The 23,635-nt window shown below is 69.4% G+C and carries 21 protein-coding genes; 5 read left to right on the forward strand and 16 right to left on the reverse strand.

Annotation, left to right across the window (positions count from 1 at the left end; translation table 11 throughout):
• Window positions 1-48 precede the first annotated feature (48 nt).
• The 9 genes from H1D24_RS36185 to H1D24_RS36225 all read right to left on the reverse strand — a co-directional run bounded on the left by H1D24_RS36185 (window position 49) and on the right by H1D24_RS36225 (window position 9,233).
• Window positions 49-636, reverse strand: coding sequence for a sugar kinase (locus H1D24_RS36185; RefSeq protein WP_181661968.1), 588 nt, complete (start codon window positions 634-636; stop codon window positions 49-51).
• Window positions 637-715: 79 nt separating this feature from the next.
• The gene (locus tag H1D24_RS36190; protein WP_181661969.1) at window positions 716-1,915 is read right to left on the reverse strand and encodes an ROK family glucokinase; all 1,200 of its coding nucleotides are present in this window, start codon (window positions 1,913-1,915) and stop codon (window positions 716-718) included.
• Window positions 1,916-2,006: 91 nt separating this feature from the next.
• The gene (locus tag H1D24_RS36195; protein ID WP_181661970.1) at window positions 2,007-2,882 is read right to left on the reverse strand and encodes an ATP-binding cassette domain-containing protein; all 876 of its coding nucleotides are present in this window, start codon (window positions 2,880-2,882) and stop codon (window positions 2,007-2,009) included.
• Entirely contained in the window at window positions 2,879-3,961 is a 1,083-nt protein-coding gene (locus H1D24_RS36200; RefSeq protein ID WP_258564599.1) for an ABC transporter permease, read from the reverse strand. Before H1D24_RS36200 ends, H1D24_RS36195 begins: the two co-directional genes overlap by 4 nt.
• Window positions 3,958-4,971, reverse strand: a complete 1,014-nt coding sequence (locus H1D24_RS36205) for a sugar ABC transporter substrate-binding protein (RefSeq protein ID WP_374064474.1) — start codon at window positions 4,969-4,971, stop codon at window positions 3,958-3,960. Before H1D24_RS36205 ends, H1D24_RS36200 begins: the two co-directional genes overlap by 4 nt.
• Before the next feature lie 168 nt (window positions 4,972-5,139).
• Window positions 5,140-5,877: a GntR family transcriptional regulator gene (locus H1D24_RS36210; protein WP_181662014.1), complete on the reverse strand. Its 738-nt coding sequence runs from the start codon at window positions 5,875-5,877 to the stop codon at window positions 5,140-5,142.
• A gap of 136 nt (window positions 5,878-6,013) precedes the next feature.
• The gene (locus tag H1D24_RS36215) at window positions 6,014-6,847 is read right to left on the reverse strand and encodes a carbohydrate ABC transporter permease (RefSeq protein WP_181661972.1); all 834 of its coding nucleotides are present in this window, start codon (window positions 6,845-6,847) and stop codon (window positions 6,014-6,016) included.
• Complete coding sequence (locus H1D24_RS36220; RefSeq protein WP_181661973.1) at window positions 6,844-7,821, reverse strand: carbohydrate ABC transporter permease; 978 nt, start codon at window positions 7,819-7,821, stop codon at window positions 6,844-6,846. Before H1D24_RS36220 ends, H1D24_RS36215 begins: the two co-directional genes overlap by 4 nt.
• A 14-nt stretch (window positions 7,822-7,835) precedes the next feature.
• Entirely contained in the window at window positions 7,836-9,233 is a 1,398-nt protein-coding gene (locus H1D24_RS36225; protein ID WP_181661974.1) for an ABC transporter substrate-binding protein, read from the reverse strand.
• 290 nt (window positions 9,234-9,523) lie between these two features.
• Between H1D24_RS36225 and H1D24_RS36230 the strand changes: the two genes are divergently transcribed.
• Window positions 9,524-10,588 carry a LacI family DNA-binding transcriptional regulator gene (locus H1D24_RS36230; RefSeq protein ID WP_181661975.1) on the forward strand — a complete coding sequence of 355 codons (1,065 nt, stop codon included), beginning with the start codon at window positions 9,524-9,526 and terminating at the stop codon, window positions 10,586-10,588.
• A gap of 589 nt (window positions 10,589-11,177) precedes the next feature.
• On the forward strand, window positions 11,178-12,188 hold the full coding sequence (locus H1D24_RS36235) for a Gfo/Idh/MocA family protein (RefSeq protein ID WP_181661976.1): 1,011 nt from the start codon (window positions 11,178-11,180) through the stop codon (window positions 12,186-12,188).
• Between the two features lie 57 nt (window positions 12,189-12,245).
• On the opposite strand, the gene H1D24_RS36240 is transcribed toward H1D24_RS36235, so the two are convergent.
• The 6 genes from H1D24_RS36240 to allB form a co-directional block, all read right to left on the reverse strand.
• Window positions 12,246-13,448: a cytochrome P450 family protein gene (locus H1D24_RS36240; protein ID WP_181661977.1), complete on the reverse strand. Its 1,203-nt coding sequence runs from the start codon at window positions 13,446-13,448 to the stop codon at window positions 12,246-12,248.
• 426 nt (window positions 13,449-13,874) lie between these two features.
• Window positions 13,875-14,297, reverse strand: a complete 423-nt coding sequence (locus H1D24_RS36245; RefSeq protein ID WP_181661978.1) for a guanyl-specific ribonuclease — start codon at window positions 14,295-14,297, stop codon at window positions 13,875-13,877.
• 109 nt (window positions 14,298-14,406) lie between these two features.
• Window positions 14,407-15,321, reverse strand: a complete 915-nt coding sequence (locus tag H1D24_RS36250; RefSeq protein ID WP_181661979.1) for a DMT family transporter — start codon at window positions 15,319-15,321, stop codon at window positions 14,407-14,409.
• Window positions 15,322-15,438: 117 nt separating this feature from the next.
• Window positions 15,439-16,062, reverse strand: a complete 624-nt coding sequence (locus H1D24_RS36255; protein WP_181661980.1) for a dihydrofolate reductase family protein — start codon at window positions 16,060-16,062, stop codon at window positions 15,439-15,441.
• Window positions 16,063-16,361: 299 nt separating this feature from the next.
• Window positions 16,362-17,477, reverse strand: a complete 1,116-nt coding sequence (alc, locus tag H1D24_RS36260) for an allantoicase (RefSeq protein WP_181661981.1) — start codon at window positions 17,475-17,477, stop codon at window positions 16,362-16,364.
• A gap of 466 nt (window positions 17,478-17,943) precedes the next feature.
• Window positions 17,944-19,281, reverse strand: coding sequence for an allantoinase AllB (gene allB / locus H1D24_RS36265; RefSeq protein WP_181661982.1), 1,338 nt, complete (start codon window positions 19,279-19,281; stop codon window positions 17,944-17,946).
• A gap of 232 nt (window positions 19,282-19,513) precedes the next feature.
• Between allB and H1D24_RS36270 the strand changes: the two genes are divergently transcribed.
• Window positions 19,514-20,317, forward strand: coding sequence for an IclR family transcriptional regulator (locus H1D24_RS36270; protein ID WP_181661983.1), 804 nt, complete (start codon window positions 19,514-19,516; stop codon window positions 20,315-20,317).
• Between the two features lie 75 nt (window positions 20,318-20,392).
• On the opposite strand, the gene H1D24_RS36275 is transcribed toward H1D24_RS36270, so the two are convergent.
• Entirely contained in the window at window positions 20,393-20,686 is a 294-nt protein-coding gene (locus H1D24_RS36275; protein ID WP_181662015.1) for a DUF5955 family protein, read from the reverse strand.
• Window positions 20,687-21,083: 397 nt separating this feature from the next.
• Here H1D24_RS36275 and H1D24_RS36280 point away from each other — a divergent pair, with 397 nt between their 5' ends.
• Both H1D24_RS36280 and aceB read left to right on the forward strand, forming a co-directional pair.
• Window positions 21,084-21,686, forward strand: coding sequence for a nucleotidyltransferase family protein (locus tag H1D24_RS36280; protein ID WP_309484577.1), 603 nt, complete (start codon window positions 21,084-21,086; stop codon window positions 21,684-21,686).
• Window positions 21,687-22,006: 320 nt separating this feature from the next.
• Window positions 22,007-23,632, forward strand: coding sequence for a malate synthase A (aceB, locus tag H1D24_RS36285; protein WP_181661985.1), 1,626 nt, complete (start codon window positions 22,007-22,009; stop codon window positions 23,630-23,632).
• Window positions 23,633-23,635 lie beyond the last annotated feature (3 nt).

Consider the following 23,635-nt stretch of genomic DNA (forward strand, 5'->3'; position numbering starts at 1 on the left):
AAGTTGCGTGTGGCCAGAGAAGACCTCTGCGTGTGACCGGAGAAGACCTCAGGGCGTCGCCGTGGAGACCACGTAGACCATGGGGTGGTCCGGGTCCGACCGGTCGACCACGACGTCCAGGCTGGGCTTCGGGTCCTTCTGCTCATGGGTGAGCCCGGACCATGAACCCGATTCGGAGAAGTCCCAGCCGACGATCCTGCGGTCCCGTGGGCGAATGGCGATGTCCTGGTCCGCGAGGGTGTCGCCGTTGGTACCGATCTTGTCGAGGAACTTGTCCAGGCCTTCGTTGCTCGTGAGGAACTGGACGTAGAGACGGCTGGTCTTCCAGTTGTTCGTCTCGTAGTGGGCGACGTCGTCGGAGTATCGCGGTATCGGCACGTCGTAGAGGCGGCGCTGGACCTTGGAGGGCCAGCCCGCCGTGAGGCCGGTCGCGGAGTACTTCCTCTCCTTGTCCTTGCCGCTGTCACGGCTCTGGTTGGCCGAGATCACGAGGTAGCCGGCGGGGATGCCGATGAGCAGCACGATGATGACCGCCGTCAGAAACCGGCGGCGGATCACACGCCGGCGGCGCTCGGGGCGTCCCGGTACACCGGCCTCGTCCGGCGGCGGCGACTGGTGGGGCACGAAGGGCGTCACTGGATTCCCTGGGTGGTGCGGGCGGCGATGGAAACTGTTCCGCCGTGGCTGGTGCGGGCGGCGGTCGGAACGGCACGCGTCACTTCGGACCCTCCGCCGTGCCCGTGCCCGCACTGCCCCGAGCCTGCGCGTACCGCTCGTAGCGTTCGTAGCGCTCCACGCGCCGCCGCTTCGCGCGCCGGAACCGGCGGGCGACCAGGCGGGCCAGGTCGGCGGCGCCGACCATGCCGGCCTCGGGGCCGAGCTGGGCGCGCACGATGCGGGCCTCGGGGCGGTAGCCCCGGCCCGTCAAGGTCCGCCGGAACGCGTCGCGGGCCGGGCCGATCAGCAGGTCGTCGGCCGCGCTGACGCCGCCGCCGATGACGAAGCAGGACGGGTCGAGGGCGGCGGCGAGGTTGGCGATGCCGACGCCGAGCCACTGGCCGATGTCCTGGAGGAGCTCGACGCACATGGCGTCGCCCTCGCGGGCCAGCTCGGTGATGAGCGGTCCCGTGATGTCGGGGATGTTGCCCTTGACGTGCTCGATGATGTTGAACGCCACGGGCGAGTCGGCGGCGGCCAGCTCACGGGCCTCGCGGACGAGCGCGTTGCCCGAGCTGTACTGCTCCCAGCAGCCGCGGTTGCCGCACGGGCAGCGGTGGCCGCCGGGCACGACCTGCATATGGCCGAACTCACCCGCGACGCCGTACTTGCCGCGCTTGACCTTCCCGTCCTCGAGGATCGCGCCGCCGATGCCCGTACCGAGCGTGATCATGACGAGGTGGTCCTCGCCGCGTCCGGCGCCGAAGCGCCACTCGGCCCAGGCGGCGGTGTTCGCGTCGTTGTCGACGAGTACGGGAACGGAGAGCCGCTCGGAGAGGCGGTCCCGGAGGGGCTCGTTGCGCCACGACAGATGGGGTGCGAACAGGACGCGGGCGCGGTCGGCGTCGACCCAGCCTGCCGCGCCGATGCCGACGGCGTGCACGTCGTGCCGGTCGGACAGGTCCAGGACCAGCTCGACGATGGTGTCCTCGACGACCCTGGGGCTCTTGGACTTGTCCGGGGTCTCCGTGCGGACCTTCTCCAGGATGTTGCCGTCCGCGTCGACGACGCCCGCCATCACCTTGGTACCGCCGATGTCGATGCCGACGGTGGGTACGCGGGGCGCCGTGAGGTGGTTACGGCGCTCACGCGTGCCGACGGTCCGCAGGACCGTGGCCCGGCGGGAGCCTATGGGGGCGCCCCCTGCGCGAGCAGAGCCGAGAGCCCGGGGCAGTGCGAGGTCGCGGTAGGTGCTCATCGCGCCGATTCTGCCTCACGGCCGCACTGGCCTGCATGACGACGCCCGACGCCCGGGCGGACAAAGGCCGTTCCATTCAAGAGCATTTCGGTCATTTCACCTGATTCGGTTCCGCTTCCGACGGGTACCCATTCGCACCGGCTGCCATCGGCGCCCGCTCCAGTTCATGACGGAGCACCTCCAGCTCCGAACCACCCGCCATCTGCCGCGTGAGCTCGTCGAGCGTGATGCCGTTCTTGAGGTAACCGCCCGACATGGCGCCGCGCTTCAGAAGGACGAAACGGTCGCCCACGAGGTAGGCGTGGTGCGGGTTGTGTGTGATGAGGACGACACCGAGCCCCGCGTCCCTGGCGGCGGCCACGTACTTCAGGACCACGCCGGACTGTTTGACGCCCAGGGCCGCCGTCGGCTCGTCGAGGACGAGGACCTTGGCCCCGAAGTGGACGGCGCGGGCGATCGCCACGCACTGCCGCTCGCCGCCCGACAGGGTGCCGATGGGCTGGTCGACGTCGCGCAGGTCGATGCCCATGCGCAGCAGTGCGGAGCGGGTGGTCTCGCGCATGTACGCGGTGTCGAGGCGCTTGAAGGGACCGGTTCCCTTCCTCGGCTCGGAGCCCAGGAAGAAGTTCCGCCACACCGGCATCAGCGGCACGACGGCCAGGTCCTGGTAGACCGTGGCGATGCCGCGGTCCAGGGCTTCACGCGGGTTGCCGAGCCGGACCTCATCGCCGTCGATGCGGAAGGTGCCCGCATCGTGCTGGTGCAGGCCGGCGATGATCTTGATGAGGGTCGACTTGCCGGCGCCGTTGTCGCCCAGGACGCAGGTGATCTCGCCGGCGTGGACCTCCAGCGACACGCCTTCCAGGGCGCGGACCGTGCCGTAGTACTTGCTGACGTCGTCGAGCTCGACGAGCGTGGTACGTGCCGCGTCCGCTGTCGTCGTGGCGGTCGTCGTTGCGGTCGTCATGAGGTGGCCTCCGCGCGCTTGCGGACCCAGGCGTTGAGCAGGGTCGCGAGGAGCAGCATCGCTCCGAGGAAGAACTTGAACCAGTCCGGGTTCCATTCGGCGAAGACGATGCCCTTGCTCGTCATGCCGAAGATCAGGGCGCCGACCGCGGACCCCACCGCGGAACCGTATCCGCCGGTGATCAGACAGCCGCCGATGACGGCCGCGATGATGTAGATCAGCTCGTTGCCGACGCCCTCGCCGGACTGCACGACGTCGTACGACAGCAGGAGGTGCTGGCCGGAGACCCAGGCGGCGAAGGCCACGCCCATGTAGAGGCCGATCTTGGTCTTGCTGACCGGGACGCCGACCGCGCGGGCCGCGTCCTCGTTGCCGCCGACGGCGAAGATCCAGTTGCCCGCGCGCGTGCGCAGCAGGATCCAGGTGGCGACGGCGACCAGCGCGAGCCACCACAGGATGGTCACCTTGACGGTGACGCCGCCGAGGGTGAGCTGCGAGGCGAACAGGGCACGGGCCGAGGCGAATCCCTCCATGTCCGAGATCGACTTCGTGGAGACCGTGCCGCTGATCAGCTTGGTGAAGCCGAGGTTCATACCGGTCAGCATCAGGAAGGTACCGAGCGTGATGATGAAGCTCGGCAGCTTGGTGCGGGTCAGCAGTACGCCGTTGAAGAGCCCGAAGGCGAGCGTCACCAGCAGCGAGACGCCGACGCCGACCCAGACGTTCGCGGTCATCTGGTAGCTGACCATCGAGGAGATCAGCGCCGAGCTGGTCACCATGACGCCCGCGGACAGGTCGAACTCGCCGCCGATCATGAGCAGCGCGACCGGTACGGCCATGATGCCGATCGTCGACGCCGCGTACAGGACGGTGCTGAGGCTGGAGGCGCGCAGGAAGCTGTCCGCGATGACGGCGAAGAAGAGGAAGACCGCGAGGGCGCCGACGACCGAGCCGAGTTCGGGGCGGCCGAGCAGCCTGCGCAGCGGCGAGGTCTTGAGGAGCCGTTCGTCCGGGGCGGGCGCGTCCGGTGCCGGGCCGGACGTCGTGCCGGGTTCCCGGGCGGGGGCGGTGAGGCTCATCGGGTCCCCCGCTCCGTGTACTCGGCGAGCGCGGCGGCCTGGTCCTTCGTGATGATCTGCGGCCCGGTGAGCACCGGCTTGCCGCCGCCGAGCACGTCGGAGTTGTACTTGTACAGCCACAGCAGGTCGACGGCCTGGTAGCCCTGGAGGTACGGCTGCTGGTCGACGGCGAAGCCGAGCGTGCCGGCCTTCAGCGCCGAGGCGACCTTGGCGTTGAGGTCGAAGGTGTCGACCTCGGCCTTGCTGCCCGCGGTCTCCTTGGCCTTGACGGCGGCGTCCGCGTAAGGCGCGCCGAGCGTGACGACGGAGTCGATGGAGGGGTCGGCCTGGAGCTTGGCCTCGATGGACGACTGGACGTCGGGCATGCTCGTGCCGTCGACGTAGAGGTTCTGCATCTCGCCGTCGAACGTGTCCTCGGCGCCCGCGCAGCGCTGCTCGTGGCCGACGTTGCCCTGCTCGTGCAGGACGCAGAGCGCCTTCTTCTTGCCGCGCTCGTTCAGCTCGTCGCCGACGGCCTCGCCGGCGACGGTCTCGTCCTGGCCGATGTGGGTGAGCGCGCCGAACTCCTTGGACTCGGCGGAGCCGGAGTTGACGGTCACCACCGGTATCCCGGCTTTGACGGCGCGGGCCACGGCGGCCTTCATGGCGTCGGGCTTGGCCAGCGTCACGATGATGCCGTCGACCTTCTTGTCGACGGCCGCGTCCACGAGCTGCGCCTGCTGCTGGGCTTCGTCGCTGTGCGAGTACAGGAAGTTGATGTTGTCCTTGACGGCGGCCTGCTTGGCGCCGTTCTGGACGATGTCCCAGAAGGTGTCGCCGTCGCCGGAGTGGGTGACCATCGCGATGGTCCAGCGGGGGGAGTTCACCGCGGCCTTCCCCTCGGCGGCCGCGGCCTTGCGGGCGTCCTCCGCGCGCTTGCCGCCGGTGCTGCTGCATCCCGCAAGGGACAACCCGAGCGCCGCTACCAGCACGGCGCCCATCGCACGTACCCCTGTCCGAACCCTTGCCACGACGCCGCGTCCTTCCTGAACTCTGCTCGATGGTCAGGCCCGGATTTCCTCCGGCCCCAAACGCACCATTATCGAGTACAAAAATTCGGTATCCGGACACTGGGGGTTGTGCACAAGGTCACGTCCGGGCGGTTCCGCGGGGCATGGGAGGTGTCTGAGCAGCAGAGATCAGGACCGTACGAGCAGCTGGAACTCGAAGGAGTAGCGCGAGGCCCGATAGGTGTGCGAGCCGAACTCGACGGCGCGGCCCGTGTCGTCGAAGGTGGTGCGCTGCATCGTGAGCAGCGGGGCGTTCTCGGGCTCGGCGAGCCGCTCGGCCTCCTCGGCGGTGGCGGAGCGTGCGCCGATGGTCTGGCGGGCGCTGTGCAGCGTGATGCCGGCGGCGCGCATCAGCCGGTAGAGGCCGGTGGCCTCCAGCTGAGCGGTGTCCAGGGCGAGCAGGCCGCGGGGCAGCCAGTTGCACAGATAGGCCATGGGCTCGCCGTGAGCCAGGCGCAGCCGCTCCACGCGGTGCACGTCACTGCCCTCCGCGACCCGGAGTGCGGCGGCGACCTCGGCGGACGCGGGCTCGAGGGTGTTGCCCAGGACGCGGGTGGCCGGGCGCTGACCGGCCGACTCGAGGTCGTCGTAGAGGCTGCTGAGCTCCAGCGGCCGCTTGACCTGGCTGTGCACGACCTGGGTGCCGACGCCGCGGCGGCGTACGAGCAGGCCCTTGTCGACGAGCGACTGGATGGCCTGGCGGACGGTCGGCCGGGACAGTCCGAGCCGCGCGGCGAGCTCGATCTCGTTGCCGAGGAGGCTGCCCGGGGTGAGCGCCCCGTGCTCGATCGCCGCTTCCAGCTGCTGCGACAGCTGGAAGTACAGCGGGACCGGGCTGTTGCGGTCGACGCTCAATTGGAGCGACACGGCGGCATCGACTTCTGGTTTGGGCACGGAGCGAGCGTAGTCGCAGGTAAATGATGACGCGAAGTTGGGAGGTTCGGTTGTCCGGACAACCGTACGATGCGCGTGTGGCGTCGCTCACCGCTCACGGCGACCGTCGTCATCGAGTCGCCCCTCTCGTGAAGCCGTTGTAGATGTACCTCTGCAGGAAGAGGAAGGCGATCAGTGTGGGAACGATCACCAGCACCGCGCCCGCCGAGATGGTCTCCCAGTGCGCTCCGAAGGGCCCCTTGAAACGGAAGAGCGAGGTGGAGATCGTGCCCAGCTCCTCTGACGGCATATAGAGGAACGGGATGTAGAAGTCGTTGTAGACCGTGATGCCCTTGATGATCACGACGGTCGCGATGGCCGGCTTGAGCAGCGGGAAGATGATCTTCCGGTAGATGGTGAAGGCGTTCGCGCCGTCCAGCCGCGCCGACTCGTCCAGCGAGACCGGGATGCCCCTGATGAACTGCAGGAAGATGTAGATCGACACGATGTCCGTGCCCATGTAGAGCAGGATGGGCGCCCACCGGCTGTCGAAGAGGCCGAAGCTGTCGACGATCTGGAACGTCGCCACCTGGGTGGTCACACCGGGCACCAGCGTCGCGATCAGGAACAGCGCCACCACGAGCTTCTTGAGGCGGAAGTCGAACCGGTCGATCGCGTATGCGGTCATGGAGCCGATCACGACGGTTCCAGTGATCGCGAACGCCAGGATGAAGGCGGTGTTCCCGAACGCCGCCAGCATCTGGCCGTCCTGGAACGCCGTCACGTAGTTGGACAGGTTCAGCCAGTCCTCCGGCAGCGAAAGCGCGCCGCTGCCGTCCGCCATCTCCCGCGAGGACTTGAGCGAGGTCAGAAGGACGACGCCGAGCGGCAGCAGTACGACGATCGCGGCCAACACCAGAGAGGCGTACTTCAGTGTGGCGGCCGTGGCCGCACGGGGCGTCATACGAGGTCCACCTTGTCGTCCGGGACGAGACGGCGCTGCACCCAGGTCACCGCCAGGATGATCAGCAGCAGGACGACGGCCGCCGCGGACGCCAGGCCCATCTTGTTGAACTGGAAGGCGAGCTTCACGGTCTGGATCACGAAGGTCTCGGTGCCGGTCGCGCCGCCGGTCATGATGTACGGGACCTCGAAGGCCGACAGCGAGCCCGAGATGGCCAGGATGGCGCTCAGGGTGATGATCGGCCGGATCCCGGGCGCGATGATGTGCCGGAACTGCTGCCACCGGTTCGCGCCGTCGAGCTCGGAGGCCTCGTACAGTTCACTCGGGATGGACTGGATCGCGCCGAGGAACAGCACGAAGTTCAGGCCCATGAAGCGCCAGACGGAGACCCCGGCCAGTGAGGTGTTGGCCGATGTGGAGGTGCCGAGCCAGGCGCGGTCGGTGTCGACGCCGAAGAGGGCGAGCACCGAGTCGAGCGTTCCGCCGTCCTGGAAGAAGTACAGGAACACGAAGCCGATCGCGACCCCGTTGATCAGGTACGGGAAGAACAGCACACCCTTGAAGAAGTTCCGGAAGCGGGTGTTGAAGCTGAGGATCGTGGCGAAGTAGAGCGCGGCGGCGATCTGCACGACCGACGCCGCGAGGTAGTAGAGGCTGACGAAGAAAACCTGGAAAAGCTCGGGCCGCGTGAAGATGTCCCCATAGTTCTCGACACCCGTGTACGCCAGTTCGGGACTCACGCCGTCCCAGTCGGTGAAGCTGTACGCGATCATGTTGGCGACCGGGGCGTACGTGAACGTCACCAGCAGCGCCAGCGCCGCGGCCATGAACAGCCACGGCGTGGCGCCCCGCAGCAGGCGTGCCCGCCAGGAACGCGGGGCGGGACCGGGCAGGGCCACCGGAGCCCCCGCCCTGCCCGGCCGGTCCGTCCCCACGGAGGCCTTGGATGCGGCCTTGGATGCCGTGTCGGTCATCGCGGGCGTCCCCTTCAGGAGCCCGCCGTCTTCGCGGCGTCCGTCCAGCGCTTGGAGAGGTCCGCGAAGTAGTCCTCCAGGCTGCCCTTGCGGGCGCCTCGGGCGAGGTCCACGAGTTCCTGGCGGTAGTCGGGCTTGTAGATGCCGACCTCCGAGGCGTTGTCGATCTCGGCGACCTGGGCGGCGTTCGTCTGGTCGAGCTCGATGAACTTCACGCCCGCGTCCTCGTAGGGCTTCAGCACGTCGGGCATCGGCGCGCCCTTGACCGGAGAGAGAGCCAGATTGTCATCGGCGTACCCGGACTTGTCGGTGAACCAGTCGATCCACGCGCGGGCCGCCTCCTTGTGCTCGGAGTGGATGCTGACGGCCTGGTTGTAGTCGGGGGACATCACCGGGCAGAACGCGCCGTCCTTCTGCGCTGGGAAGGGCATGAAGCCGACGTCGTCCGGATCGGTGCCGGCCTCCTCGGCTGCGGCCCGCATCTGCGCTATCGCCCAGGAACCGAGCCACATCGTGGCGATCTCACCCTTGGCCAATTTGGGCTTGGAGCCTTCCCAGTTGGTGGTGGTCGGATCCTTCTCGATGAGGCGCTCATGCACGATGTCGTACAACAGCGTGTCGATCACCCGTAGATCGCTGCCGTCGGCCCAGGGATCGGACTCGGCGAGCTTGTTGTTGGCCTGGACGTCGCAGCTGGCCGATCCGTTCGCGGACGTCCACTGGGTCAGCGGCCACATGTCCTTGAAGTTGGTGTAGTACGGGATCGCGTCCGTCTCGGACTTGATGGCCTTCAGGTCGGCGATGAACTCGTCGGGCGTGGTGGGCCAGTCCGTGATCCCGGCCTCCTCCCAGACCGCCTTGTTGTAGACGAACCCGGGGGTACCGCCGTTCGGGCTCTGCCCGTACACCTTGCCGCCGACCGTGGTGAAGTCCGTGAACCGGTACTTCTTGCTGCGCTCGGCCTGACCGCCCAGCGAGGCGAAGAACTTGGGATAGTCGCTCTTCTTGATCACGGCCGGGATCATCAGCACGTCGCCGTAGTTGTCGGTGTTCATACGGATCTTGACCTCGCCCTCGTAGTCGGTGAGGGCCTCGAACTCGACCTTGACGTTCGGGTAGGTCTTGTTGAACTCGGCGGCGTACTTCTTGATCGTGCCGTCCTGCACCAGGTCCGTGCGGTGGGTGAGGACCTTGATGGTTCCGGACACCTTCTTCGGGTCGTCAGGTGCCTTGGCCTCCTCGCCCTTCGACGAGGCTCCGCTCCCTGTGCAGCCCGCGGCCAGCAGCGCGGCGGCGAGCAGGACTCCGGTGATTCCGGACCTGGCGCCGGCGAACCTCCGCGTGGTGCGGTGGCTTCTGGCGGTGGCGAACCTGTTCCTGGCGGTGGCGAACCCGTTCCTGGCGGTGGTCATGGCGGCCCTTCGCTCGGCGGAGGCACCTCCCAGGCCCCTTGAGACACTGGGCGAGGCACGGCTGACGGACCGGCAGCGGTCCGCACACTACCGGTGCCGTGAAATTAAAGGCGTGCAAAATGAAGTGTCAATGCCGTTGCAGCGTTTCGCTGTTGGGCGCTCGAGCGTGATTGCGGAATCCTGCGATGGCCGCTCACTGAACCGGTTCAGTCGAATATTGTCGAATCCCCAGGTCCCGGGTGGCCGACGCCCCCCGCCGCATTGCGAGGCAGCAAGTGAAAAGACCCACGATGTCGGACATCGCCCGCCGCGCAGGCGTCACCAAGGCCGCGGTCTCCTTCGCGCTGAACAACCGGCCGGGCGTCTCCGAGCCGACGCGACGCCGCATCCTCGCGATCGCCGAAGAGCTCGGCTGGCAGCCCAACAGCGCGGCGAGAGCACTCTCGGACGGCAGGGCGGGCGCGTTCGGGCTGGTCATCGACCGCCCCGCGCGGACACTCGGCATCGAGCCGTTCTTCATGCAGCTGATCTCCGGCATCCAGGGCGAGCTGATCCGCGACGCCACTCCCCTGGTCCTCACCATGGCCGAGGACCAGGCCTCCGAGATCGCCCTGTACCGGTCGTGGTGGGCCCAGCGCCGCGTGGACGGCGTCTTCCTGGTGGACCTGCAGGCGGACGACGCGCGCGTGCCGGTTCTCGAGGAGCTGGGGATGCCCGCGGTCGTCATCGGGGCGCCCGTCGGCACGGGCCGGCTGCCCGCCGTGTGGAGCGACGACGCGGCCGCCGTCCGTGCGGTGCTGGAGCATCTCGCAGAGCTGGGACACCGGCGGATCGCGCGGGTCGGCGGCCCCGCGCGGCTGCGGCACACCATGATCCGTACGGCCGCCTTCGAAGGCTGCGCACGGCAGTTGGGGCTCACCAGCCGGATCGTGGAAGCCGACTACAGCGGCGAGCAGGGCGCGGCGGCGACCCGTGCGCTGCTGGCGGACCCCGAACCTCCGACCGCGATCGTGTACGACAACGACGTGATGGCGGTCTCCGGGCTGACGGCGGCGCAGGCGCTCGGGCTGCGGGTGCCCGCGGACGTGTCGGTGGTGGCCTGGGACGACTCGGCGCTGTGCGAGCTGGTGCATCCGTCGCTCACCGCGCTGAGCAGGGACATAGCGGCGTACGGGGCGCGGGCGGCGCGACGGTTGCGGGAGACCGCGGGCGGGCGGAGCCTGGGAGACGTGGAGGACGCGGCTCCGACGCTCACGGTGCGCGGAAGCGTCGGTGCACCAGGAGCCGGGGCCGGGCAGAGGCAGGGGCAGGGGCAGGGGCAGGGGGATGGGCAGATGGAGGGGCGAGTGGAATAAACCGGTTTAGACCGGGTGGGCACTCTTGATCCTAAACCGGTACAGCGCTTCACTGGCGAACCAGCGCGGCACGCCCGCCCGTAACGGGCTGCACTCACCATGCCTGAGCATCTGACCGGTTCTCAGGGAGAGTTCGCGCCGCGCCCTGCTGCCCGGATTACCGTGGCCGATGCGACCGTGCACTGGCCGGGCGCTAATTTCTGGTCTCGCACCAGGACCCGCTGATGCGGCGCTAGTTTCTGGTCTCGCACCAGGGCCCGCTGATGTGGCGCTCGTCGGCGGTGCTGCCGCCGTAACGGCGTGGTGATGCTGGGGCTCGACGCGGAGTGAGGTGTCGCGACCCGGCGTCACGGCATGGCGTTGAGATCTGGCGTCACGACATGGCGTCGCAACTCTGCCTGTGCGGCGGTTGAGAAGAACGCGATCGCGACACGTATGTGACTCAGGTGAATGATGTGATGGAGTTGCCCGCTGTGGCGTGCCGTGGCATAGGGAATGTGGGCGAGACGCGTGCACTTTTCGGGATGAACACCGCGCATTTATCAGGACAAATATTGACAGTACCGAACCCGGACGCCACGTTTGGGTCATGCGCATCGGACTCATCGGCGCCGGCCGCATCGGCACCTTTCACGCTGCCTCGCTCAGCCGGCACCGCGAGGTGGGCTCGCTGGTCATCACCGACGCCGACAGGCAGAGGGCGACCGGACTCGCGGACCGGCTCGGCGCGACGGCGGCACCCGGCGTCGACGAGATCTTCACCTGGGGTGTGGACGCGGTGGTGATCACCACGGCAACCTCGGCGCACGCCGAGCTGATCGGCCGGGCCGCGCGCGCGGGGCTCCCGGTGTTCTGCGAGAAGCCCATCGCACTGGATCTCGCCGGAACGCTGGCCGCGCTGGCCGAGGTCGACGCCGCGGGGACGGTGCTCCAACTGGGCTTCCAGCGGCGCTTCGACGCCGGATACACGGCCGCGCGCGAAGCCGTCCGCGGCGGGCGGCTCGGTCGGCTGCACACGGTCCGCGCCATGACCTCCGATCCGGCCCCGCCTCCGCCCGAGTACGTGCCGCTGTCGGGCGGCCTCTACCGTGACTGCCTCATCCACGACTTCGACATGCTGCGCTGGGTGACGGGCCACGAGGTCACCGAGGTGTACGCGACAGGCTCGGACGCCGGTCCAGCCGTGTTCCGCGAGTGGGGTGACGTGGACACGGCCGCCGCCGTGCTCACCCTGGACGACGGCACGCTCGCCACGGCGACCGCCACACGCTGCAACGGCGCCGGATACGACGTACGCATGGAGCTCGCCGGAGAGCTCGACCAGATCGCCGTCGGCCTCGACGACCGCACGCCCATCGCCTCCACGGAGCCCATGGGACCGCCTGCCGCGAACAAGCCGTGGACGAACTTCCTGGAACGCTTCGCACTCGCGTACGAGGCCGAGCTCTCGGCCTTCGTCGACGTGGTGCTCGGCGAACGCCCCAACCCCTGCGACGGCCGCGAGGCACTGCATGCACTGCGGATCGCGGAGGCGTGCGAACTCTCCCGGCGTGAGCGGCGGTTGGTGTATCTGGAGGAGATCCCGGGAGCCGGGATCTGAGCGGTCATCGCGGGCTACGGGCTATGAGGCCGTCCCCCGGCGCCGGTCGTACGGCCGCTACCAGCGCACCGGTACGCGGCGCATGCCCCGTATGAGCATGCCCGGCATCCAGGGGCCGGGCGGGCCGTCGCGGTCCGTATCCAGGGCCAGGTCCGGGCAGCGGTCCAGCAGGGAGCGCAGCGCAACGCGGGCCTCGATACGGGCGAGCGGGGCGCCCAGGCAGAAGTGGATGCCGTGGCCGAAGGCAAGGTGTCCCTGCGGGGCCCGGCGGATGTCGAACCGGTCGGGCTCGGGGAACCGGTCCCCGTCACGGTCAGCGGCGGCGATGCCGACGAGGACCGCTTCACCCTGCGCGATGAACGTACCGCCGATGTCGAGGGGTTCTGCCGCGAACCGGAACGTCGCGTTCTCGACCGGCCCCTCGTAGCGCAGCATCTCCTCGACGGCGCCGTCCAGGAGGCTCATGTCGGCACGCAGGTCGGCGAGTTGGTCCGGATGGGTGAGCAGGGCGTGCACGCCGTTCGCGATCAGGTTGACCGTCGTCTCATGGCCCGCGATCAGCAGGAGATACGCCATGGCGCGCAGCTCATCGCGGGAGAGCCGGTCGCCGTCCTCAGCGGTCGTGCGGATCAGCGCGCTCAGCAGGTCGTCAGCGGGCGCGGTGCAGCGCTTGTCCTCGATCAGATCGTCGAGATACGCGGCGAGCTCCACGATCGCCGCGTACTCCGCGTCGCCGCTGGTGGGGGCCACCACCTCGTTCGACAGACGGCGGAACGCGGCACGGTCCATGTCGGGCACGCCGAGGAGCTCGCAGATGACGGTCATCGGAAGCGGGAAGGCCAGCGACTCCACGAGGTCGGCGTGACCGAGCGGCACCATCTGATCGAGCAGGTCATCGGTGATCTGCTGGACCCGCGGCCGCAGCGCCTCGACCCGGCGGGCAGTGAACTCGCGGGCCACGAGCCGGCGCAGCCGGGCGTGCTCGGGCGGGTCCGACATCAGCATGTGCGGCCCGATGTGCTCCACATCGAGCCCCTTGTATCCGAGTTTGCTCACGTCCTTCGCCAGGCGCGGATCGGCAAAGGCGGCGCGCGCCTCCTCGTACCCGACGACGAGCCAGGCTTCCTGGCCCTCCCCGGACGACGGTGGCCCCAGCCTCACGCGGTGCACGGGACCGAGCTCCCGCAACTCCGCGTACACCGCATGCGGGTCGGCCGTGAACGCCTCGCCGTACTCCGCCAGATCGATCGGACCTGCCATGAGCTTCCCCCTCCAGCCCTTTCGACGACGTCCGGCTCCTTCGACGAACTGAGATCGAAGGTAACGCACCGTACTGACAACGCTCCTCCGGCCGGCATCGTGCCCGATGCCACCAGCCCGGTCACCGTGACCGGTCACCGTGACCGGTCGCCATGACCGGTCGCCATGACCGGTCGCCATGACCGGTCGCCATGACCGGTCGCCATGACCGGTCGCCTTCCGGCAGAATCCCGCCTCGGCTGGCGCATACCTCGCCCCGCGGCCGATGGCGTGGGGGGTACCGCGGGGCGAGGATCCTGTGCGCGCCTTGGAAGGCCCGAGGGGCTAAGGGCTAGGGCCAGAGGCCCCGAGCCAATGGCCAGGGCCCGTAGCCAGTGGCCATGGCCGGGAGCCAATGGCCAGGGGCCAGGGGCCCGGGCCCGGGAGCTAGCAGCCGTAGTCGATCAGGTCGAAGGACGCGTAGTGGTCGGCGGTGTAGTAGTCCTCCTGGTACTCCTCACCGGTCACGATGCGACGGGCGCCGCGGGTGCTCGAGCCAGGGGTGATGACGGTGTACTCGTGGTAGTAGCCGGTGGACTGGGAGGGCAGGATGCCTTCCCTGTTCTGGAAGACGGTGCCGTCCTGCGTGTACGGGAACGGGCCGCCCTGCTCGATCAGTTCGAGCGTGTCGTAGGCCTGGGACGGCAGGTCGGAGTAGCAGATGTCCCCGACCGCGGCGGCCGAGAACCCGGCGGAGACTGAGGCGGTCGACGGGGCGGGCGCCGCGGTGGCGGACACGGTGGCCGGGCCGCCGATGAACAGCGCGGCGGCGAGAGCAGTGACGCTGAGGATTCGTGGGGGGATTCGCATGGGAACAGTGTGACGCGCGTAGAGCCTGACGTGTCAACGTCAAGTCAGGGAAATTTTCCGGGAGTTAACCGGCAGCGGCGGCCATGGAATGCACTTTCGGCCAACATCGTCAACCAGTGGTGCGTCGCCCCCACGACGTGCCTGCGAGCACCAGCGCCGCCCCCAACAGCCCTGCCGGCCCCAGGCGTTCACCTCCGATGAGGATGCCGGCCGCGGCCGCCCACAGCGGCTCGGTGCCGAGCAGCAGGCTCACCCGTGACGGCGACGTCCTGCGGACCGCCCACATCTGCACGAAGAAGGCGAAGAGGGTGCAGCAGGCCGAGAGGAAGAGCAGTCCGGCCCATTCCCGCGCCCCGAAGCCGGCCGCCGCGGCCCAGGGCGTCGCGCCTGCTCCCGGCGAGGCCGCGAGCAGGGCGAAGACCGCGACCGCGGTGCCGAGCTGGACGGTCGTCAGCGGCAGGGCGTCCGCGCCCCGGATCGACTTGTTGCGGGCCATGGCCAGCACATGGACGGTACGGACGAGTGCCGCGAGCAGCATCAGCAGGTCACCGGACGAGGGGCTGGTGAATCCGCCGCTCTGGGTGAGGAGTACGACTCCGAGCACGGAGAGCCCGGCAGCGGCGAGGAAACCGCGCGAGGGGAGAGTCCTTGTCACGACCGCTTCGGCAAGCGGCGTGAAGATCATGGTGAGGCTGATGATGAGACCGGCGTTCGTCGCCGAGGTGTGCACGACGCCGTACGTCTCCAGCAGGAAGATGCCACTCAGGATGAGCCCGAGCAGCCCGGCACCGCGCCACTGTGCGGCGCTCAGCGCGCGCAGTGCCCGCCGGCCCGTGACCACGAGGACCGGCAGGACGATGCCGAAGCGCAGCACCAGAACGGCGAGAACCGTCTCCTGGGTGGTGATGTCCTTTGCGGAGAGGTAGCTCGCGCCCCACACCACGGCCACGAGGAGTACCGGGAGGTCGGTGAGCCAGGCGCGGCGGCGCGGGGCGAGTACGGCGGGGACGGCGATCGAGGACACGTGCGGGGCCCTTCGGGGAGCGGCGATGTCTCAGGCGGTATCTGAGGGGTCTCGCGGGAGGAGACATCGTCGGCTCACACACGCGGCGATCACCGTACCGGTGCGGCTTCGTGGCAGCTACACATTTCCTTCCAGGTCGTAGGAGCCGTACGTCGGCCGGCCCTCGAGGTCGTACGAGTGGATGGTCACGCCCTTGCCCGTGGTGCGGGACGTGGTGAGGCGGAACGCCGTCGGCACCGCTCCGTCCGCGAAGAGGCGGCGGCCCGTGCCCAGGACGACGGGGAACGTGAGCAGGTGAACGGTGTCGATCAGGTCGTGGGCCATGAGCGACTGGGCGAGGGTCCTGCTGCCGTGGATCTGCAGTTCCCGGCCCGGCTGCTGTTTGAGAGCGGTGACCTGCTTGACGAGGTCCTCGCCGATGACGGTAGTGCCGTGCCAGTCGGCCTTCTCGAGGGTGGTCGAGGCGACGTACTTGGGCAGGTTGTTCAGCCGGGACGCGACCGGGTCGGCCGGGTCGGTGATCTTCGGCCAGTAGGCCGCGAAGATGTCGTACGTCCGGCGCCCCAGGAGGAAGGCGTCCACCCGTTCGAAGACTTCGTCGATGAACGCGCCGGAGTCCTCGTCCCAGTACGGGACGGTCCATCCGCCGTGCTCGAAGCCGCCGCTGCGGTCCTCGTCGGGACCGCCCGGGGCCTGGACGACGCCGTCGAGCGTGAGGAACTGAGTGAGGGTGATCTTCATGTCGGGTGCCTGCCTCTCTCTGCCCGGGGCACCGGTGCTGAGCCCCGCACGCGTGCACTGTCACCTTTTCGACTCCACGCGCGCGTGGAACTCATCGCCGCGCACGGCGCCACCCACCCGGCGTAAGCGAGGCCTGTCCCACGTTCGTGGAGAAGAGCCTGCCGTCGGGTCCCGGACGGGCTGATTTTTCAGCCCGTCTGGGGGCACCTCCCAGCGTTAGCTGGGGGAGCTTGAGGACCGCGGGAGCAGGGGGCTGACCCCCTGCTTTCGGGAAAGGTGGGGTGGGGGAGAGAAAACCCTCAGCCCCCGAGCTCCCTGTGGCGGGCCCGCAGCCGCGCCGCCCCCTCCTCCGTCGGCGACCCGTACAACCGCAGCCGCGAGATCCCTCCGTCCGGGAAGATGTCCACGCGCGCGTGCGTGCCGACGACCGGGGTGTCCAGGACGAAGCGGTGGTTGGTGTCGGGCTGGAGGCGGGTGCGCGGCAGGACCTCCGTCCAGTCGCCGTTCTCGCCGTCCTTCACCGCCACCGAGGCCCACCCCGCCGCGTTCCCCTTGAGATACGCCGTGTCGATCTCGATCGTGCGGATCTCGGACTGGGCGGCCAGCCGGTACCGGATCCAGTCGTGCCCCTGGTCGCGGCGGCGGCGGGTCTCCCAGCACTCGTGCATCGCCCGCGCGCGGCCGGGCTGGATGGTGTTGGTGGCCGGCGAGTAGAAGAGGTTCGACGCGTCCTCGGCCTGGCCGCCGTTCTCCAGCGCGACGACGTCGAACGTGCCGAGGGCCGCCAGCCACCGAGGATCGGGCACTACCTCGCCGTACACGCGCAGGCGTGCGATGCCGCCGTCGGGGTGCTGGTTGACCCGCAGATGCGTGAACACCTGCTCCACGTCCACGGCGAATCCGTTGGCCGCGTGACCGCCGACGGCCGTACGCGGCACGAGCGGCGTCCACTTCACATCGCCGGAGAGGAGGTCGTCCGGCGAGGGAGCACCGGGCACGGACACGGCCTCCACCGAGACGGCCGCCGGATAGTTGCCGCGGAAGTGCGCGGTGTCGACGACGATGCCGCGGACGATGCCGGGCGCGCCCAGGCGCACCAGGGCCCAGTCGTGGTCGTCGCCGGTCGGCCAGGGATGCTCGGCGGAGGCGCCACGGCGGCGGCGGGTCTCCCAGCCGTCCATGATCTTGCCCTTGTGCCCGAAGCGCTCCGGGTCGAACTCGGCGCGCTCGGGCACCAGCAGATTCTCGCGCTGGGCGAAGAACTCGTCGTTTGCGGCGATCACTCCGGCGCCGAGCCGGCGGTCCGCGAGATTGGCGTACCGCACGAACGGGAAGTCGGCGGTGCGGTAGTCGGCATACGGGTCGCCGCCGCCGTAGGGGCTGGCGTCGCCGGTGAAGCGGGGAATCGCCGTCACGGTGATCAGGTCTTCCTTTCCAGGTGCCGGCCGGTTGGCCAGGGGGTGCCGGGGCAGGTGCCGTGCCACCGGCTGCGGATGCCCGGGGCCGATCCGGGCGGCCACCGCCGAATTCGGGCGGGAACGGCCGATCCGGGCGGGAACCGCCGATCCGGGCCGCGAGCCACCGATCCGGACCAGGATCCCCCATCCGGGCGAGAGATCCGAGCCAGGATGCCCCCATCCGGGCGAGAGCCCCCGATCCGGGCGAGAGCCCCCGATCCGGACCAGGAGCCCCGATCCGTTCGGGAGCCCCCGATCCGGCCAGGAGCCCCGATCCGTTCGGGACCACCAAACCCGGGACAGAGTCCCCGACTCGTCCAGGAACCCCCGGCCCGACCGGGAACCCCCGATCCAGGCCGCGGGCGCGAGGCATGCGGGGGTACGGACGCGTGCCCCGATGAGCAGGGCACTGGCGGCCGATGCGTTACGGGTGCCGTGTCAGAAGCTGTCCTCTCGGCTCGCTGAAGTCGCCGTCGGCCAGGATCCGTTCGCCCCGCAGCCATGTCGACTTGACGACACCGTGCAGGGTCCTGCCCGCGTACGCCGTGACCTGGTTGCGGTGGTGGAGCTCGGCGGGGTCGACGGTGAAGGTCTCATCGGGCGCGAGGACGGCGAAGTCCGCGTCGCGGCCCGCTTCGATGGCGCCCTTCCGGGAGAGCCCGGCCAGCTCCGCCGGAGCCGTCGCCATCCAGCGGACGACGTCCTCGAGCGTGTGCCCGCGCCGACGGGCCTCCGTCCAGATGGCCGGGAGGCCAAGCTGGAGCGAGGAGATGCCGCCCCAGGCGGTGGCGAAGTCGTCCGTCTTGAGGTCCTTGGTGGACGGGGAGTGGTCGGAGACGATGCAGTCGATCGTGCCGTCGGCGAGGCCCGCCCAGAGAGCGTCCTGGTTGGACGCCTCGCGTATGGGCGGGCAGCACTTGAACTCGGTTGCGCCATCGGGGACTTCCTCGGCGGTGAGGGTGAGGAAGTGCGGACAGGACTCGACGGTGACGCGTACGCCCTCGCTCCTGGCGGCGGCGATCAGTGGCAGGGCATCCCCGGACGACAGGTGCAGTACGTGCACGCGCGCGTGGAGCCGCTTCGCCTGTGCGATGAGGTTCTCGATGGCGGTGTTCTCGGCGTCCTTGGGGCGGGACGCGAGGAAGTCCGCGTACTTCTCGCCGCCCTGCTGCGGGGCGGCGGCGAGCTGGTGCGGGTCCTCGGCGTGCACGATCAGCAGACCGCCGAACCCAGCGATCTCGGCGAGCGACCGTCCGAGCTGCTCCTGGTCGAGCTCGGGGAACTCGTCGACACCGGAGGGCGAGAGGAAGGCCTTGAAGCCGAAGACTCCGGCGTCGTGCAGCGGCCGCAGATCCTTGACGTTGTCCGGCAGCGCGCCGCCCCAGAAGCCGATGTCGATGTGCGCCTTGGTCCGGGCGACCTCCTGCTTCGTACGGAGGTTCTCGGTCGTCGTGGTCGGCGGCAGGGAGTTGAGGGGCATGTCGACGATCGTCGTGATGCCGCCGGCGGCCGCGGCGCGGGTGGCGGTCCAGAAGCCCTCCCACTCGGTGCGGCCGGGGTCGTTGACGTGGACGTGGGTGTCGACGAGGCCGGGGAGCAGCACGTCGTCGCCGAGGTCCTCGAGCAGGGCACCGGCGGGCACGTCGGCGTCGTACGCCAGGACTGCCGTGATCTCGCCGTCGGCGACGGCGACCGAGGCGGCGCTCGTCCCTCCGGGGGTGACGACGCGCGTCGAGCGCACAACCAGTTCGACGTCGGACACCCGAGCCCCTCTCGCCCATCCGCCAAATTCAACGTTCTGTTGAAGGAGTCTTCACTTCCGGTACGGGCACGTCAAGACCACACCGTGCGGCGGTGAGCCGCCACGATCCCGCACCCGAGCCCATGAAACCACCCTCGACGTTTCCACCAAGTGAAATTAGACTTCCGTGACTCAGGAGGGCGGGAAACCGCCGGGTAGGCTGCTGCCCTCCCGCCCGTGAAAGGACTGCGCCGTGCCGACGTCCAGCGCCAGCACCACCGACGCCTCCAAAGCCCAAGCCTCCAGCGGTGGTGTCCAGTCCCTCGAGCGCGCCTTCGATCTGCTCGAACGGATGGCGGACGCGGGCGGCGAGGTCGGGTTGAGCGAGCTCTCCGCCAGCAGCGGGCTGCCGCTGCCCACGATCCACCGTCTCATGCGCACGCTGGTCGCCTGCGGATACGTCCGCCAGCAGCCCAACCGCCGCTATGCGCTCGGCCCCCGGCTGATCCGCCTCGGCGAGTCCGCTTCGCGGCTCCTCGGCACCTGGGCCCGCCCCTATCTCGCACGCCTGGTCGAGGCGACCGGCGAGACGGCGAACATGGCGCTGCTCGACGGCGACGAGATCGTGTACGTGGCGCAGGTGCCGTCGAAGCACTCGATGCGGATGTTCACCGAGGTCGGCCGCCGGGTGCTGCCGCACTCGACGGGTGTCGGCAAGGCGCTGCTCGCCGACATCCCGGCGGACGAGGTGCGTGCACTGCTCGCCCGCACCGGGATGCCCGCTGCGACCGAGAAGACGATCATCACGCCCGAGGGCTTTCTCGACGCGCTCGAAGAGGTCCGCCGCCTCGGCTACGCCGTCGACGACAACGAACAGGAGATCGGCGTCCGCTGCCTCGCGGTGTCCGTCCCCGACTCCCCCACCGCGGCGGCGATCTCCATCTCGGGCCCGGCAGGGCGCCTCACGGACGCGGCGACGGAGAACATCGTGCCTGTCCTTCAGCAGGTGGCGGCGGAGCTGTCGGAGGCGTTGGCGAGTTCCGGGCCGGCGAACTGAGCGCGTGGGCCCTTGGGGCCCGACCGGCACATGAGGTGCCCAACCACCGGCCTCAGGCCGGGCGCCGAGGCACGGTCACCTCCGCGGCCTCCGCGGCTCGCCGAACAGGTCCACCGCGTTGCGGACCTCCGCAAGGCCCGCCGCCAGCGCGCTCACCGAGCCGATCGCGCCCGCGATCAGCAGCAACGAGCGGCGCAGCCGCGGGGTTTCCGGGACGCCGCTCACGGCCATCGCTGCCAGGGCCGCCAGTTCCTCCTCGGCGATCCCACGGTCCGGGAACTCGGCCGGATGCGCGGCGAGTTCGCGCCGCAGCCGGGACACGGCGGTACGTAACTCCATCACCCGCGGGTCCTCGTCGCTGCCGGTCAATGGCCTCTGCCCCACGCTCCGCAACACGGCTCTCCCCCCTCGCACGTCCTTGTGCGCGTTTCTGCCTCGTCACCCCTGGGCGATGGTCGGACGCCGGGGGACGCGGGCCAGTAAACCGCCACCCGAGCGGTGGGCGCCACCACATAGACGGAATCCGAAGGGACTTATGGGTACACGGCTGCGATATGCAGGGGGCATGACGCGGCGACGGGAAACAATCGAGACCACCTGGACGATCGAGACGGCGGGGATCATTGGGGCCACTGGGACCATCTACACCACCGACACCAATGACTCCATCGACCCCGGCGACTCCAACGACACCCATGACTCCATCGACCCCGGCGACTCCAACGACACCGGCGACTCCATTGAGACCATTGACACCACTGAGACCATCGACACCACCTGGGGCAGCGATATCGGCGGCCTGCTGCTGGCTGCAGGCGGCGGCCGACGGCTGGGCGGACGCCCCAAGGCGCTGCTCGAACGCCGCGGCCGCCTACTGGTCGAGCACGCGGCGCGCGTGCTCCGCGAAGGCGGCTGCACGCGCGTGCACGTCGTACTGGGCGCGCAGGCCGAGGCGGTCCGGGAACGTGCGGAGTTGACCGATTGCGTACTGGTCGAAAACCCGCAGTGGGAGCAGGGCATGGGCTCCTCACTGCGGGTGGGGCTCGCCTCCCTCGCCGGGACGGGCGCGCCGGCAGCGCTCGTCTCGCTCGTCGACCAGCCGGGGATCGGCCCGGAGGCAGTGGCGCGGGTGCTGGCCGCGTACGAGTCGCCCGCCACGCTGGCGGCCGCCGCGTACGGCGGGAAACGCGGCCATCCCGTGCTGTTCGGCTCCGACCACTGGGCCGGAATCGCGGCGAGCGCGGCGGGAGACCGTGGGGCGCGCGCCTATCTGCAGGCGCACAAGGACGCGATCACGCTGGTCGAGTGCGGGGATGTCGCAGAGCCGTACGACATCGACACGGTGGCCGACTTGGCGCGCCTGGAGTGACGGCGCCACGTGACAGCGATGAGGGCCACATGACGACGATGAGAGCCACATGACGTCGATCAGGGCCGCGCTATGTCGATGAGAAGACTCTCGACATCAACAAACGATTGAACTTCCACAATGAGGAAACTAGTATCCACTTCTGCAGGCCGCGACACACGCCGGCCCGGCCCACCCGGCCGTCCACCGCAGCCCTGGCACGCTCTGCCGTTCCGTGCGCACCATGGAGGCGCCACGCGGCGGAGCGGCCGGGCGGCACCGTCCGACGCCCGTGAACCCCGAACCCGGCAGCTCCCGTTCGCTGAAGGAAGTGACAGCTCATGTCCGCACCAGCGCCGTCCCCGCTGGCCATCGTCGACGCCGAGCCCCTGCCCCGGCAGGAGGAGGTCCTCACCGACGCGGCGCTCGCCTTCGTGGCGGAGCTGCACCGCCGGTTCACCCCCCGGCGCGACGAGTTGCTCGCCCGCCGCGCCGAGCGCCGCGCCGAGATCGCCCGCACCTCCACGCTCGACTTCCTCCCGGAGACGTCCGCGATCCGTGAGGACGATTCCTGGAAGGTCGCCCCGTCTCCGGCAGCGCTCGACGACCGCCGCGTCGAGATCACGGGCCCCACCGACCGCAAGATGACCATCAACGCCCTCAACTCGGGCGCGAAGATCTGGCTTGCGGACTTCGAGGACGCATCGGCCCCCACCTGGGAGAACGTGGTCCTCGGCCAGCTCAACCTCACCGACGCCTACGAGCGCCGCATCGACTTCACGGACGAGAGCACCGGCAAGTCGTACAAGCTGAAGCCCAACGAGGAGCTGGCAACCGTCGTCATGCGCCCGCGTGGCTGGCACCTCGACGAGCGCCATCTGAAGGACGAGAGCGGCCGCGCGGTGCCGGGCGCGCTGGTCGACTTCGGCCTCTATTTCTTCCACAACGCCCAGCGCCTGCTCGACCTGGGCAAGGGCCCGTACTTCTACCTCCCCAAGACGGAGTCGCACCTGGAGGCCCGCCTCTGGAACGACGTCTTCGTCTTCGCGCAGGACTACGTCGGCATCCCGCAGGGCACCGTTCGCGCGACCGTCCTGATCGAGACCATCACGGCGGCGTACGAGATGGAGGAGATCCTCTACGAGCTGCGCGACCACGCCTCCGGGCTGAACGCGGGCCGCTGGGACTACCTCTTCTCGATCGTCAAGAACTTCCGTGACGGCGGCGCGAAGTTCGTGCTTCCGGACCGCAACGCGGTGACGATGACGGCCCCGTTCATGCGCGCGTACACCGAACTCCTCGTCCGCACCTGCCACAAGCGCGGGGCGCACGCCATCGGCGGCATGGCGGCCTTCATCCCGTCCCGCAGGGACGAGGAGGTCAACAAGGTCGCCTTCGAGAAGGTCAAGGCCGACAAGGACCGCGAGGCGAACGACGGCTTCGACGGCTCCTGGGTCGCGCACCCGGACCTGGTCCCGATCGCGATGGCCTCCTTCGACGCCGTCCTGGGCGACCGGCCGAACCAGAAGGACCGCCTTCGCGAGGATGTGGATGTCAAGGCCGCCGACCTGATCGCCATCGACTCGCTCGACGCGAAGCCGACGTACGCCGGTCTCGTCAACGCCGTCCAGGTCGGCATCCGCTACATCGAGGCCTGGCTGCGCGGCCTCGGCGCGGTCGCGATCTTCAACCTCATGGAGGACGCCGCCACCGCCGAGATCTCCCGCTCCCAGATCTGGCAGTGGATCAACGCGGGCGTCGTCTTCGAGAACGGCGAGCGCGCCACGCCGGAGCTGGCACGCAAGGTCGCCGCCGAGGAGATCGCCGCGATCCGCGCGGAACTCGGCGAGGAGACCTTCGCGGCCGGCAAGTGGCAGCAGGCCCACGACCTCCTCCTGAAGGTCGCGCTCGACGAGGACTACGCGGACTTCCTGACCCTGCCGGCGTACGAGCAGCTCACCGGCTGAACC

It is taken from the genome of Streptomyces himalayensis subsp. himalayensis (assembly GCF_013778455.1).
Lineage (GTDB): Bacteria > Actinomycetota > Actinomycetes > Streptomycetales > Streptomycetaceae > Streptomyces > Streptomyces himalayensis.